At 56.8% G+C, this 14046-nt stretch carries 12 protein-coding genes and 1 pseudogene; 6 read left to right on the plus strand and 7 right to left on the minus strand.

The window, feature by feature from the left end:
* Window positions 1–313 precede the first annotated feature (313 nt).
* Window positions 314–1282, minus strand: a complete 969-nt coding sequence (locus tag NKK47_RS33515) for a S1C family serine protease (protein ID WP_352579737.1) — start codon at window positions 1280–1282, stop codon at window positions 314–316.
* 83 nt (window positions 1283–1365) lie between these two features.
* Entirely contained in the window at window positions 1366–2031 is a 666-nt protein-coding gene (locus NKK47_RS33520; RefSeq protein WP_352579738.1) for a M12 family metallopeptidase, read from the minus strand.
* A gap of 119 nt (window positions 2032–2150) precedes the next feature.
* Here NKK47_RS33520 and NKK47_RS33525 point away from each other — a divergent pair, with 119 nt between their 5' ends.
* Window positions 2151–2648 carry a hypothetical protein gene (locus tag NKK47_RS33525; protein ID WP_352579739.1) on the plus strand — a complete coding sequence of 166 codons (498 nt, stop codon included), beginning with the start codon at window positions 2151–2153 and terminating at the stop codon, window positions 2646–2648.
* A 121-nt stretch (window positions 2649–2769) separates the two neighbouring features.
* On the opposite strand, the pseudogene NKK47_RS35285 reads toward NKK47_RS33525, so the two are convergent.
* Window positions 2770–2973: pseudogene (locus NKK47_RS35285) on the minus strand (hypothetical protein); the annotation flags it as partial.
* Between the two features lie 273 nt (window positions 2974–3246).
* Between NKK47_RS35285 and NKK47_RS33530 the strand changes: the two are divergent.
* On the plus strand, window positions 3247–3864 hold the full coding sequence (locus tag NKK47_RS33530) for a hypothetical protein (RefSeq protein WP_352579740.1): 618 nt from the start codon (window positions 3247–3249) through the stop codon (window positions 3862–3864).
* A 236-nt stretch (window positions 3865–4100) separates the two neighbouring features.
* Here the strand turns inward: NKK47_RS33530 and NKK47_RS33535 are convergent, their stop codons facing one another.
* Complete coding sequence (locus NKK47_RS33535; RefSeq protein ID WP_352579741.1) at window positions 4101–5447, minus strand: tyrosine-type recombinase/integrase; 1347 nt, start codon at window positions 5445–5447, stop codon at window positions 4101–4103.
* A 250-nt stretch (window positions 5448–5697) separates the two neighbouring features.
* Between NKK47_RS33535 and NKK47_RS33540 the strand changes: the two genes are divergently transcribed.
* From NKK47_RS33540 to NKK47_RS33550, 3 genes are read left to right on the plus strand one after another with little or no spacing between them, the layout of a single operon-like run.
* Entirely contained in the window at window positions 5698–5871 is a 174-nt protein-coding gene (locus NKK47_RS33540) for a hypothetical protein (RefSeq protein ID WP_352579742.1), read from the plus strand.
* A gap of 57 nt (window positions 5872–5928) precedes the next feature.
* Complete coding sequence (locus NKK47_RS33545) at window positions 5929–6744, plus strand: type IV toxin-antitoxin system AbiEi family antitoxin domain-containing protein (RefSeq protein ID WP_352579743.1); 816 nt, start codon at window positions 5929–5931, stop codon at window positions 6742–6744.
* Window positions 6741–8201: a nucleotidyl transferase AbiEii/AbiGii toxin family protein gene (locus NKK47_RS33550; protein ID WP_352579744.1), complete on the plus strand. Its 1461-nt coding sequence runs from the start codon at window positions 6741–6743 to the stop codon at window positions 8199–8201. Before NKK47_RS33545 ends, NKK47_RS33550 begins: the two co-directional genes overlap by 4 nt.
* Window positions 8202–8311: 110 nt before the next feature.
* On the opposite strand, the gene NKK47_RS33555 is transcribed toward NKK47_RS33550, so the two are convergent.
* On the minus strand, window positions 8312–9745 hold the full coding sequence (locus tag NKK47_RS33555; RefSeq protein WP_352579745.1) for a hypothetical protein: 1434 nt from the start codon (window positions 9743–9745) through the stop codon (window positions 8312–8314).
* Window positions 9642–11963, minus strand: coding sequence for an SIR2 family NAD-dependent protein deacylase (locus tag NKK47_RS33560; protein WP_352579746.1), 2322 nt, complete (start codon window positions 11961–11963; stop codon window positions 9642–9644). Before NKK47_RS33560 ends, NKK47_RS33555 begins: the two co-directional genes overlap by 104 nt.
* A gap of 199 nt (window positions 11964–12162) precedes the next feature.
* On the opposite strand from NKK47_RS33560, the gene NKK47_RS33565 reads away from it, so the two are divergent.
* Window positions 12163–13500: a hypothetical protein gene (locus NKK47_RS33565; RefSeq protein ID WP_352579747.1), complete on the plus strand. Its 1338-nt coding sequence runs from the start codon at window positions 12163–12165 to the stop codon at window positions 13498–13500.
* Between the two features lie 279 nt (window positions 13501–13779).
* Here the strand turns inward: NKK47_RS33565 and NKK47_RS33570 are convergent.
* Window positions 13780–14046, minus strand: a 267-nt coding sequence (locus NKK47_RS33570; RefSeq protein WP_352579748.1) for a transposase, incomplete at its 5' end; no start/stop codon positions are given.

Consider the following 14046-nt stretch of genomic DNA (forward strand, 5'->3'; position numbering starts at 1 on the left):
CGCCTGCGCGAAGCCGACAAGGCCGCCGATCAGCAGGCCGCCTGACCTTCACGCATCGCCATCATAGAGCCCGCCGCGCCCACGCGCGCGTCCCAATCATGCGGCCTTCGTCGTATGCGTACGTTCCGCGACAACTTCATCAACTTCATGAAAGAGAACTACGTGACCGACGTTTCTCCCGAGCGTTTATGCGAAAGGGGCATAGAGCAGCGAAATGCGATTGTATGGCCGTCGCGGAACCATACGGACGATGACCGCATGCGGGTCTTCAAAGATCGGGTCGGCATTTCTCAAACGCGCGCGCGTCGATATTCTAGGGTTTGAGTTCCTGCTCCAGCGTCACAGTTCCAGTCCACCATCCGCGCCATCTGTCGAACATGGGGCCGCTTTCCAGTCTGAAGGAAAAGGTGGCGGACATTCTATCAGCTCCGATGTTGCAGATCAGGTCGTGGTGATGGTTTTCGCTGAGTCCGCTCCATGTGCACTTGGTAATTTGATAGTCGGGGTCTGCCTGAAATGTCTGATCGTAAGTTCGGGAGTCTGGCTCCAGTTTAGGATGGTCGTCCTTTGTCGTTGAAACCGAGTACGTCCTATTCAATTGCTTCGCGCGAGACTCCTTCAGTATCGGAACAACGGCGTCAACTCTGCTAAATGTAGTCCAGCATCTTCTGATTTCCGGTATTCCAGATATTGTCGCGTAGAGAGGACTGTCGGTGATTGTAGTCGAGGGTATGATGAAGTTGACCCCCGCGACGTCCCGTTCTCCTCCACCATCATTCCACTTAACAATGCCCCCAGTAGCAATGCCGACGAGGGCACCTCTGTTGTCGAACGCCGGGCCTCCGCTATTTCCTGGGTTAATGAGTGTGTCGGTCTGCCAATAACCGTTGCCAGCATTCTGATTGCTTACCAGCCCCCCAGCAATACTCAGATCCTGATTGAGTGGAAAGCCCATTATATAAATCGATGTACCCTTGGGCACGTCAGTGGGATCTATAATAACAGGCATCGGACAGCGTTTGCCGCTTGCGTTCGCCACAGGCGAAGCCAATTCAAGCAGGGCAAGGTCGCGCTGGGGGTCGCGCATTACCGACCTGATGCTTAATGGGTTCAATAGACGCGACATCAGACGTACGGAAATATCCAACTTTTGATAGTTCTGTTCGCGTGGGATTACATGGTTGTTCGTTAGAATGTAGGAATCTCCGACCAATATTCCCGACCCGCTTTCGACCTCCTGCGTGTTATTGTACAGAGTTCCAACAATCTCGACATGTGCCACTCGGGCCTCATAGCGCGCCGCGACCGCAACAGCGTCTTGCGCGGAGGCAGAGCTTAAACAGGCAAAAATGGAGATGAGTGGCGTTAGTTTCCGTAGAATTTCCGTACCGCCTCTATGTCCAGAGGGCTCAACTTGCCGTCGCCATTCCATTGCGGATTACAATAATTCATAATCGAATTTGGGTCATATTTGGTGACATTGTAGTCGCCAGTCGTCCCTTGCTTGTTTTCATCGCGGCATTGCTGCGGCGCATCTTCCCGGTTCTGCTCGTGAGCAAACCCAAGCGCGTGCCCGAACTCATGAGCGGCAATCGCGTAGACACAGAAATCCTTGGTCTTTTGGCAGCCTGGACTCCAGTCTTTGAAGGTGAAATTCAACACCGTGCCGGCGGGCATCTGATCCAAGTACCTCCCCAGCGCCTTTGTGTGAGGACCCTCTTCCGCGATCCTTACATGTATACCAGGGGCATCGTTGACACAGGCGCCCCATCCAGTGAAACGAACGGAAGAGTACCGCTCCCATGTCTCCTCGACTGCGGAGCGGGTAATTGCTCGATACTGTTGGTCATCAGCGCCAGGATTTTCCCAGCATACCGAAATGGGCATGGTCAACCATTTCGATTCTCTGACTACGGTGCCGAACAATTGGTCGTCTGTCACACCCGCCGGCCGGGCGCTTTGCGCAGCCGCCGGCATCGGGGCAGCAATCAAAGAGGCTACAAGCAAAAAACTTCCCAAAAGGTGTTTCACGCGACTCTCCCCCTATCGCACAACTACAGCCGTTCACTGTTGAGTAAGCGGCAAAAATCTTCCCTCTAGACACACAAGATACTTATGTTTCATTTTATTCTAAGAAATAGGAGGGTGCAATGAAGATTATTTTGGTTCTAGCGATTTCGGGCGTCGTTTCTGGATGCGGCTACACCGCACGGCAAGTGGCCGAACCAAGCAGCATCACGCTTGACGCGGCGTTGGGTGACGTAGCCGACAGCCTGAACAACCTTCACCAGCGAACACAAAACCGCGAAAAGCTCGGCATGGCCGTAGATGAAGTCTCAGTCACCTTTCAGATCAGCGCCAAGGGCGCTTCGACAACGACAGCAGGTGCCAGCGCAGCCGGCGTGCCGCTTGGCGCCGTCGGAGGGACCGGCGGACTTTCTATATCTAATACTTTGGCGAATGAGGGGAACCGTGGAAATACCATTGTTGTTAAGTTCAAAAATTTGGCTACGGCTGACCTGTCTAAGGGATCGCTTGCGCTGACGAACAAGAAAGGCGTGCTGCTGATCGATCCTCGTTGCCTGAAACCCAATCCGCCGAAGGAGCTTCGCTGTCCTCCTATTGAATTCAGTAAAGCGCCGAACTGAGACGCCTGCCCGGATTCAGAATTTCGGGCTGAAAATTGTCGGAGCGCCTGCGGCAAGATGGAGTGGCGCGTAATCATGGCGCGATCCCCCGATCGTTCTCGAACGAATAGTTGCAGCAGTTCTAATGTACGTCACCTGTCCGATCGGACAGGTGACGCATTCGGGGATGGACTAAGCGCCTGCGAACTGCTTCAACAACAGCTTGCGTGGTGGTGGCGACGCCGAGCGCCTCGCGAATACGCGTCGAGTGCCATTTAACGGTGCGTATCTGGGAGGTTTCCGACGAGGTCTTGCCTGCCGCTGCCCACAGCAGCCCTTCCTTTTCTCAATCGGTCAGCGGGCCTTCGCCCTTCCAGAACTTCGTCCGACGGCCCCTGTTCGACGATGACACTTTGATCCCCTATGGCACACGGACTGACGCGGCTCAGCTGGCGCCTGATTTCCGCCGCTGGTCCCCTCAATTCGGCGACCTAGCCAGGTTCTAGCCGAGCCCGTTGTGCAAGTGTCCTTGTACAATCTCTAACGTCTTGCGAGACTCGCGGATTGTGTATATTAAACAATCTATGAACTGAAACTCTAGAAAAAGTGGAGCGTGACCATGCGGGTTGCGGGCATCTTGCTTTTTGCTGCAACGTTATTAATTCCTACATTGGCCTTGTCAGCTGAGGCGGGTTTTGTCACGCAAAAGATTACTTACAAGCGAGAAGTAAAATTCAACGTTTTTCAGAAGCTTGTGAAAGAATCTACCTCAAAAGAGGGACAGGCTGTAGTTGCGGCGGGCTGCGCTTATCTTGGCTGCGATCCAGCGTCGGTTAGCGGAGCGCTCTATAATCTGAACGATCAGCTCAACCAGACTGACGAGCAGGACCAAAAAAATTACCTGAGGCCGCCGCCGGGTTACACAACCTGCACAGCGTTTCCATTGGGTTCTCAGTACAATGGTGTCGAGTCGACCGAAGATTCCACCTTCAATGCAACGGTGGCCAGAAAGGGCGACCAGGATTTTCTGGCACTTTACACCGTGGTACCCCGCAAGGTCGGGCGCACGGTTCGTGTGATGGCGACCTTCGATGTCATCTTTGTGAGCAAGCGTCTGGGATGGAAATCGTTTCCCGACAAATGCTTGCCGAGCGGGACGTCCGCTTGGTTAAGTCGAAACAACAACACACGCCTCAATGTTCCTAACACAGTGCCTTCTTGGATCACTCCGGACTAGTGGCAATGTATGACGTAGGGAGGCCATTCGTGTGCTGGAGACACCGCAACGCCGTGGTCAGACCGCTACAGATGGTGCGGGCGGTCGGACTCGAACCGACATATCCGTAAAGATCGCGGATTTTGAATCTGTCTGACAGGCGTTCCGGTCTGTGTCGTTATTTAGCTTGAAATTGCGACACTCACCGAATGTCGGTATCGGTGGTTCCGTGACGGTTTGGCGAACCCGGCTTTTGCCTATGCTGCTAGTGCTTCGACGTCAGCATCCTCGTCAGCTACGACCTCAGAAAACAGACGCGAAAGAGCGGCCTCTCTTGCCGGACGATCGAGGGCGTACGATGTTCGTGTAAAGCGCATTCCGTCCAGAAGTCCATTGATGTACCCCGCAATCGTGTCAGCCGCCATGATCGGCGCGGTATCAACGGTATGGATGTATCGGCTCGTCACCGTACCTCGCGAATGACCGAGGAGAGCGGCAACGGTGGCTTCTGTGAAACCGAGGTCGTTGGCGACGCTGGCGAAACTGTGGCGAAGCACGTGGGGCGTTATGTCCTCGAGTGGGGTCCCTTTGAGAACCTTCTTCCAATATTTAGGAAAGCCAACCAACGGCTTCCCCTCGACCGTGCCCGGAAAGACGAAGGTGTCCTGCTCATCCCTGCTTAGATCGTCCGTCATCTCCAGAACCGGCAGCCCGATAGGCCTTACTGAGGCTCCTTCCTTGCTGTCCTCAAAGCGAAGACAGCTGTTTTCAACATCGACCTCGGTCCACTTCAGGCTCACTATCTCGCTCCGCCGGCAGCCCGTGAGCGCAAGGAACCGTATGACGGCGAGAGAGGTACCCAAAGGGTCATTCTCCGCTGCCTTCCGTAGAATCGCTCCGAGTTCTCGATACTCCTGCTCTGTCAGACGGCGATCCTTGACGCGATCAGCTTGCTTCCGCACGCCGTGGGCCGGGTTTTTCTCGATGATCCCCTGCTCTATCGCGTAGGTGAAAATGCCGCCGAGCAATCCTACCGCACGAGCGGCTGTTCCGGCCCCACCACGAACAATCGCGCGACCTCGCGCCTTGGTCTTCACATTGGCTTTGGTCCGTCCGGCCGTGACGTCCCGGACGAAGCGGTTGATGTCGGTTGAAGCAATGTCCTTAACGCGACGGGTGCCCAGAAGCGGGATGATGTGACGGCAGATACGGCTCTTGTCGATCGTCAACGTCGATACCTTCTTTGGTCGACGTCCCTTGCCCAGGACCAAGCCCTTGTCAGCATCTTCAAGATATCGCTCACAAAGTTCCTTGACGGTAATCGCCTGGTGATCGAGGCGCCGTTCCTCGGACGGGTTTTCGCCTTGGGCGATTTTTCCGAGAAGTATGCGCGCTTCACGACGGGCGGTTTCGGGTGTCCAGACGCCGTGAAGCCCAATCGTATAGCGGCGGGTACGACCGGCGGCGCGGTACTGGACGAGGTAGCTTCGTTTTCCAGACCGAAACATGCGTAGTCCGAACCCCGGCAGCTCGTCGTCCCACATGAAATAGTCCGCATCGCGTACTTCCGCGGCATCGACAACGCGCTTTGTCAGCTTGGCCATGTGTTGCCCTTCCTGCACCTTCTCGCCTGCTTCCGCGGAAGTCCTCGGAAGCAGGCGGGAGAAAATCTCGACCTGCCGTAGCCTACAAAATTCGGCGCTGGTGTCAAAATAAATACATGGAATCAAATGGATAGAGAGCTGCGGCGTGCAAAGAGAAACGCGAAGGAAAGTCCGAAAAATTTCCTCCGAAGGCAGAGGTCACAAGTTTGAATCCCGTCGGGTGCGGCAAGAGACGTGCCTATCGGCGACGATGACCGCACCCTTGGGGGGCTCGTCGCTCTATCGTGGGCGGCTCGCGCAGCGTTGCCTCGGCGTAAATCACGGCAAGCTCGACCTCGTCGGCATCGAAGAACGGATAGGCCGCTGGTGCTTTTGCCTATTTATCCATTCGCTCTACTTCGCACTTATCGCGAAATTGGAGTGATACAGCAATGGCAACTTCGTTGCTCTAGTTGCAAAAATTCGCCTTTTTTGCTAAGTAATGCAGATGGAGAAAAATGCTGCCCACCTTCCCCAGGGTCGTTCGCAACTTGTCCGTGTGCTGTCCGCGGCGGGCGACGTCATTCACGTCGATGACGTAGTGGCTGCTCTCCAACTCGACCGTACCGCCGCCGCCCAGCGATTGTCGCGCTGGGTGGAGCAGGGATGGCTGAGCCGCGTGGGCCGCGGCGCCTATGTCGCGGCGTCAATTGATACGTTGGGGTCGGATCGCGTCCTTGATGATCCATGGGTGCTCGTCCCCGCGCTCTTCGCGCCAGCCTATATCGGGGGTCGAACGGCGGCCGAGCATTGGGACCTCACCGAACAACTCTTCAAGGACATTCTCGTGATGACCGCACAGGCCGTGCGGCAGAAGCGCCAAGAGAGACACGGCACGCTTTTTTCGTTGAAGCACATCGATGAGCGGAAGCTCTTTGGCACGAAGAGCGTCTGGCGCCATCAGACGCGTGTGCCCGTGTCGGACGTGCACCGCACGATCATCGATATGTTGGATGACCCAGCGATCGGCGGCGGAATCCAGCACCTGGCCGATTGCCTCGCTGCCTACCTACGCCGCAGTGACCGCGACGATGAGAGGCTCATCGAGTACGCGGTGCGTCTCGCCAATGGCGCCGTTTTCAAGCGCCTGGGCTTTCTGGCGGAACGCTCCCCCGAAGGGGCGGCGCTCGCGCGCCTTTGCGAACACCATCTCAGCGGCGGCCACGCCAAGCTCGACCCCGCCCAGGATGGGCCGCACGTTGTGACAAAGTGGCGACTGCGCGTGCCCCCGCGCTGGGCTCGCGAGGGAACGACATGATCGAGAAGCGCGAAATCCTCGCCATCGCCCAGCAGACATCCCTCACGCCACATGTCGTTGAGAAGGACTACGTCCTCGGATGGATGCTCGCCGGCATCTACCGGCACGAGGATCTCGCGGAGAATTGGGTGTTCAAGGGCGGCACGTGCCTGAAGAAATGTTTCTTCGAGACCTATCGCTTTTCCGAAGACCTCGATTTCACGCTTATCAAACCCGACCAACTCGACGCCGACTTTTTGGGGAGCACGTTTTCTGAAATCAGTGAATGGCTTTACGAACAAACAGGCATCGAGATTCCAGCCGACAAGCAAGAGTTCGAGATCTATCAGAATCCCCGTGGGCAAATCTCGTGTCAGGGAAAGATCAGCTATAAGGGGCCTGTCTCATCAACCCACGCGCTTCCGCGCATCAAACTCGACCTGACGGCTGACGAACGTGTCGTTCTACCGCCTGTCCGTGCGCAGATATTCCACCCGTACAGCGACGGTCCAGAAAATGGAATCGAGGTCTTGGCCTATGACTACGTGGAAGCCTTCGCCGAAAAATTCCGCGCGCTAGCAGAGCGGACACGCCCACGCGACCTTTATGACGTCGTGCACCTCTACCGAAATGCCGAGGCACGCCCTGACCCGCAGCGCTTCATGGAAGTCCTGCGCGCCAAATGTGAATTCAAGGGCATCGACATTCCGCGCATAGCTGACCTTGAGCCGCACCGCGGGGATCTTGAAACGGGCTGGATCCACATGCTGCAGCACCAGCTCCCGGCGCTCCTGCCGGTCGCGACCTTCTGGGAGTCGCTCCCAGAAATTTTCGCCTGGCTCGAAGGCGCCGTCACGCAACCACTCGCGGCGATGCCTATCCGCACTGGTGACACGCTCATCCGTGAACGAATCATCGGTTTGACTGCGGGCGGCCGAGGCCAAACCTTCGTTGAGATGATCCGCTTCGCTGCGGCTAACCGGCTCCTCGTGGAAATTGATTACCGGGACAAGCAAGGCAACCGCTCCACGCGCGCGATCGAAGCTTACTCCCTCCGCCGCTCGCAGGCAGGAGACGTGCTGCTCATGGCGGTGCGCGCAGACGACGGGCAGCCGCGCAGTTATCTGGTCGATAGCATTCTCGGGGTCAAAGCCACCCAGACGCCATTCGCACCGCGCTACCCCATTGAACTTACGCCATCAGGCCTTCAAAGCATTTCACTGACCGCGAGTTCGGGCCCAGGAGCAACTTTCGAGGTGCGCCGCACGCCAGTTGTTCGGCGTTTGCCCGCTCTTAGATCAACCCGAAGCTCGAGTTTCACCGCGGCAAATGGCCCAACCTACGTCTTCAGGTGCTCCTCCTGTGGAAAGACGTTCAGCAAGAAGAGCTACGATGCGACTTTGAACAAGCACAAGAACAATCGGACAGGTTACGAATGCTACGGCACGTTTGGTACGTATGTGACAACGAAATACTAGTTAACGGAAACGACCACGGGGGTCCGTGTCAAGAGGTGATTAAGAAGTGCGGTGATGGTCGCTGGCTGGTGATGCTGATCGATGAAGCCAATGTTGTGCCACGCTCTGCATCAATCCTCGTTCGCATCGCCTCCAGCCTTGTATTCACGAAACGCGTTTGCCCGGCCGCGGCGCGTATCGGGCAAGGGATCGCTTTCAATCGCCTTTGACCAGGCGGCGCGCATGGCCGGGTCCCCGCGCTTGTTCCGGTCCATCGCGCTGACCAAAATGGCGCCGAAGTGCCGCGCGAGGAATGGGTCGTAGCGCAGTTGCTCGGCCGGGCCGGTCATCTCGGTTTCTTCGAGGATCAGTGCGAGGCCGATGCTCAATACGTCATCGATTTTGGCTGGCACCCGCGCCGGGTCCTTGCGCATTGAGGATGCCAAGAACCGAAGGGCCCACATTAATGGTGAAGGCGCTCGCACCGCTACCACCTGCGCGATCTCGGGCCAGAGCGCCGCTTCAAGGTCGGCCTCGCAGCCTTTCGACCAGTAAATCTGATCCAGCAGGGCCGAGAGAACCAGCACATCGGTCTCATCGCCACTTCCGATCAACGCTCGCAGCCCCTTCGTGGCAGCATCCACCGTCACAATGCCCAGATCGAGGAGCCAGGGGTAGGCAGCTTCCAGACGAAGCGGATATCGATCGAGTATCGCCAGGGACCGCAATTTCTTGGTCGCAGCGGGGCTTGATTTTGCTCGCATCGCGAGGTTCGCTACGATCCGCCCGCATTCCTGCGCTAAGTTGCGATCATTACTGCTGAACAGGTCTGGTCTCGCCGATACGGCAGCATGATTTGCAATATAAACGTGAAGACGCTCGATCAGCGCAACGAGATGAGCCTCGTCGATCAGAAACTGATTCTCTCTGAGCAGGTTTGCCAACGCACCGCTCTTGAGATCTGCATCCGTGAGCGGAGCGTCGGAAAGAAACTTGGCACACAAGGCTCCTTGCGCATCCGCGCTGGCCGGCTTTGGAAATGAGAGGAAGGCACCGGGGTAGAAGACAGTCCCGCTGGGCAGGCCGTCTTCAACATAAGCTGGATCCCACAATGCTTCGCCAAATACCTGTAAGTCTTTTCCGTTGAGCAGCTTGGCATTGAACAGCCATGCCGTCCGCGACGAGGCCGGGAGCCGTGTATCGGCCTGACGCAACGCCGCGAGTGTATCTGAGACGATCTTCCGCCATTTCGGATCGGGTTTCCCCATCTTGACGTCGCTCGGGAGATTCTCCTCCGGATCGCGGACGCCATGGGCGAAATTGCCGGGGTTCCTGGTGATCGGATGCTCAAAGATTGCGAGCAGCATCGCATCGTGCGCGGGGATCTCCGCAGCCTCAAAGCAGCGGCTCGCCATCTGGCGCAGCTGATCGCCTATATCGATGCTACGGGGAAATCGGGGATCAGCATGTAGGGCAAGTCCGATCTCCAGCAACTTTGGAGCGCGATGCGGCGTGCGCAGGACCACGCGCGAAGCGATTTCGAGCGCGGATTTGAGCCGTTCCATCCAAAAGCGCTGCTCCGTTTTTCCCGCATCGACACGCTTCTTCGCGAACGCGATCGATTAGACGGTCCGCCTCGCCCGCGTTGACCCTGGCGATCATCGAACGGGAAAAAAGCGCGTCAAACTGCTTGCTCGTGGATCCAGGTGAGGCCAGAAGAAAAGCATCGATCGCCCTTGTTGGTGCGACATCCATCAGCCAGCGCGCAGCTTCGAACACGACTTGCCTGGCGACCGCTGCATGTCCAATGCGAAGCGGCAGGCCTCCCTCTTCCTGGAAACGGAGAGCCTGATAAGCAAGAAGCCGGTCAATGCGTGGATCTAGTGGTCCAAAATTGAAGGTTCGATATATCGAGCCCAGATCAAATCGCCGCGTGCTTTCTCGCTCCTGCTTGAGCGGTGGCGCCGGCTGAGCGAGGCGGTCCATTAAGTTGAAGAAGTCGCTGCGACCCGGGCAGCCACGCGCTTGGAGTTCCTCCTGGCGCATATCGAACCGGTCGCGCACGGGCCCGTTCTCATGCCAATCGCCAAGCGTGCCGAACAGCACGGAACTGCGAAACAGCAGCGCGAAACTTTCACGTGACCAGGAGGCGACCGACAACAGCGACGCTTCCTCGTCCCGCCCAAGATCCGCGAGCAAGGCCGCCTTGCGCAACAGCCAAAAGCTGTCGCCCTGGACATTCCACTTCTTGAGCGCTGCCTCGAGCCCGTCGATATCAAAATCTGCGCGCAGGCGCAGGCAGCTGTCATAGGTCAGGCGCTCGAGCCCTTCCGTATCCTCCGCGAGCCAGGGCGCCAGCCAATCCGACCAGCGCTTGTGAAGGCCGGCATCGTTCTCTTCGCGCGCGTGGCGCAAGATCGCCAGCGCAAGGGCTCGAAATTGTCTTGCCGGTTCGGGGGGTAGTTGTTCGTAACGGCCGATCAGAGCGTCCAGAAGTTCCAGAACTACATCATCGACGGTCAATGCCAGCGGAACGAGCGCCGCCTCCTGTTGCCAGTTGAGCTCGAATAATGCATCGAGCCGCTCGTCCTCGTCGAGGGCACGCAATCCGCTAATGATATCGTCGAGACGCATCGATAGACGTCGCCAGAGCAACTGGCTCGTATCGAAGGGAGGCACAATCCAGCCGGGGTATATGGTACGGTTCTGCCGCCACTGTAAGACCAACTCGCGAACCATTTGCACAGGTGTGTTGATGTCACTCGACCGCGGATCCGGCATCGGTGATCTTGAATCGGGAACCGGGCTCACATGCACGAGCGGGGGTACAAAACCTGCAGCTGGTCGCGGCCAGCGCTTCGCTCGATACGGTTCAGCCGCACGCAAGCATTCAAGGTACCACCGATGGGCATTCTCCATCTGCTGGCTCTTCGGCCAGGTCTCGAACATCTCAAGTTTCGCGAGATCGATTGGCTGGATGCGCCGGCTTTCGAGCATCTTGCGTTTCGGTGCGCTTAATCCAAGCGCGCCCACCAGATAGATAAGCGGGGCCTTCGGCCCTAGCCGATCGCGCACCCAGCCAGACCAGAACAGGAAGTTCGGGTCGTCGCCCGAGAATCCCAGCAGAACCAGTGTATTCTCCATCGCGAGCTGCTGCGCGAGGTTGACGAAAGCCCCAAATCGCGCCGGATAGGTCCGGAAATCCTCTTCCGTGAAGACAAATGGGCGATGCGACGGGAAACTGCCGTGCAGCTTGATGACCCTCGGTGCCCGCGCCTCCGGAATCTCCTCGACGGTGCGCAGGATGTCATAGACCCGCTCTTCTGCGCTTTCAGCCGCTCGTTCAAGCAGCGTGTCCCAGTTGGTCGTCATGATATCGGCCCACGGGAGCTGGACGAGCATTTCGTGCAGTTTACCCGGCGTGAACTGGCGGTCGGGGACATTTGCCAATATCAATTTGTCGAGCGCATTGCGTCCGAATTGTGCCTCGAATTCTTCTGCCACCCGCAGATAGGCGCTGGTCGCGCCACTCTGTTTCAACAGCCGTTCTCGTTGTTGGTTTTGGTCTGTCGCCTGGCCGGAGTTTGCCGGGTAAAGCTGGTTTACCATTGTTCCGTAGATGTCGTTCCAGTCTGGCATCGTGCCACCAGAGGCTCGCACCGGAGTTGCGTTGCGGCTGAATCCGGCGCCAACCAGTAAGGCAGCAGATCCCACCGGCTCTCGCGCCCAAAGGGCTTCGGCGATCCGCGCGACCTGCGGTGCATCCGAAAAGGAATTCATCATCTAGATCCCATCCCCTGGCGTAACCGCATTCCGCAGGAATGGAGCGCCGCTGTTTCCCCGGACTGGGATAGCTTCTAAACGAAATTCTTGCCAGTAATTTGAGTCGAGCGACACCGGTCGATCAGACTCGCTGACAAGCAACAGTTTAGAAGGAAAAAATGGATCTCGCTCTTTCATTGTTATCAAAGAAACTGGTCCCATGACGTTCGGAACTGATGAACGATTGAAAAGCTATCTGGACACAAACCAGTTGCAAAGGGAACGTATGTGCACTGCCGTCCTTGCTTTGGACAAGCGGTTCACGAATGTTCGACCACGTCACCCTCGGGGCGGACCTGATGGCGGTCGAGACATCGAAGCTGTCTTGAATGGGGAACAGAAAACTTATGGTGCTATCGGGTTTGTCAATCAAGCTAGCGATTCAACGGATCACAAGAAGAAAGCCCATAAAAAATTCTCGGCGGATTTGGCGAGTGCGACCGCAGCCGATCCTGAAATCAAGGCCTTTGTCTTCTTCACAAACGTGAATCTTACAGCCGGCGAAAAGAATGCCCTGGTTGAGAAAGCCACGAAAAGCGGGTTGGCCTATTGCGAAATCTTCGATCGGGAAAGAATTCGCTTGGTTCTTGACGGTGCCGACGGAATGGCGATCCGATTTCAGTCACTCGGCATCCCAATGTCTGACGCAGAACAGGCGACATTCTTCGCGCGATGGGGCGACGATATCCAAAGTGTGATTGTTGATGGATTTAGCGAAATAAAGAGATCGCTGAACCGAATGCAATTTCTGCATGAGATGAATGCTCCCCTTGAGCAGTTCCTCGTTCTCTTAGAGCTGGACCGCGAATACAATGGCAATGAAATCGGCCACTTCCGGTTTTTCGTGAGTATGAGTCTCGCCGAACCGAGAGATGGGCTCTTTATGGTGACGTTTGGAACGTCGGATCGCGCTGATAGAGCGAGCGCAAAATCTTTGGCGGACGTCGAGGCCATGCCCGCGGGCATCTTCCACGGGATGATGGGAGCCAAGTGGGAGCAACGCATTACGACGTCGGGAGATGACTCGAAACAGAACGCTCCCGCAGACGAAGGGGACGATGACGGAGAGGGCATCAGCGTCGGCACATTCACGTCAGTCGGGATGGAGAACGTGCGCTTTTTGCGTGCTGAGTTTGGGTATGGTGGCGGTAGCTTTCGCTTCGGTCCCTATCTCCGTCTTTCTGACATTGACGACAGCATGATTGCTCTGTTCATGAACAAGACATTGGCAGACAAGATCAAAGCCATTCATTTTATCGGGAACCAATACAAGTTGGCCGAATACGGCCGTGACGGTTTTCGAATTGACACACACGGCAAATTTGAGCCGAGTCTGATCTTTACGCCGTCTGAGTTAACTGACGAATGGCGCCGGATCATGCGGAATTTCGGTCCATTCAGCGTTCGATATTCCGAGATGACGCCCATCAGACTCTTCGAGCCAGTCGAGGCGAGCAACTCCCTGCCAGTCCGACGGTCAGGGAAGGCGAGCATTTAGCGTAAAAATTAAGGCCCGAGTCAGCACTATCAGGTTGAGGAATGCGTAACGCCACAGTGGCTGCACTCGAGATCCACACGTTGCAGGTTGCTGCCTACTCGAACTGCTGACGAGCCACGCGGCGCCGAAGCGAGGCACCATGTGTCAGCGAAGCCGATACTGATTTGGTGAACAAGTTGTGTGCGTCAAGTTCTGCAAAATGGCGTGGCATTGCGTTGACGTCGGCGTGTCCGCCGCGCAGCTCCCGTGTTTAGCGGAGCGGCGGACACATGACGGTGCTCAGGCGGCCAAGGCCCTCAGGCTCTCCTTCTTGTGCTCGCGCAGATGATCCATGTTGAGGTAGCGGGTCGCCTCGAGCCAGTTCTCGTGGATCTCCACCGCCAATGCCCGAACCAGCCGCAGACAGCTCCGCGGGTTGGGGAAGATGCGAACGACCAGGGTGCGCCGCTTGATCTCCTGGTTCAGCCGCTCCAGCATGTTCGTCGACTTCATGTGCTTGTGGTGAGCTAGCGGCAGCCGATAGAAGCTCAGCGTCTCCTCGATGTT

The sequence above is a fragment of the Mesorhizobium sp. M0019 genome (genome assembly GCF_040323975.1).
Lineage (GTDB): Bacteria > Pseudomonadota > Alphaproteobacteria > Rhizobiales > Rhizobiaceae > Mesorhizobium.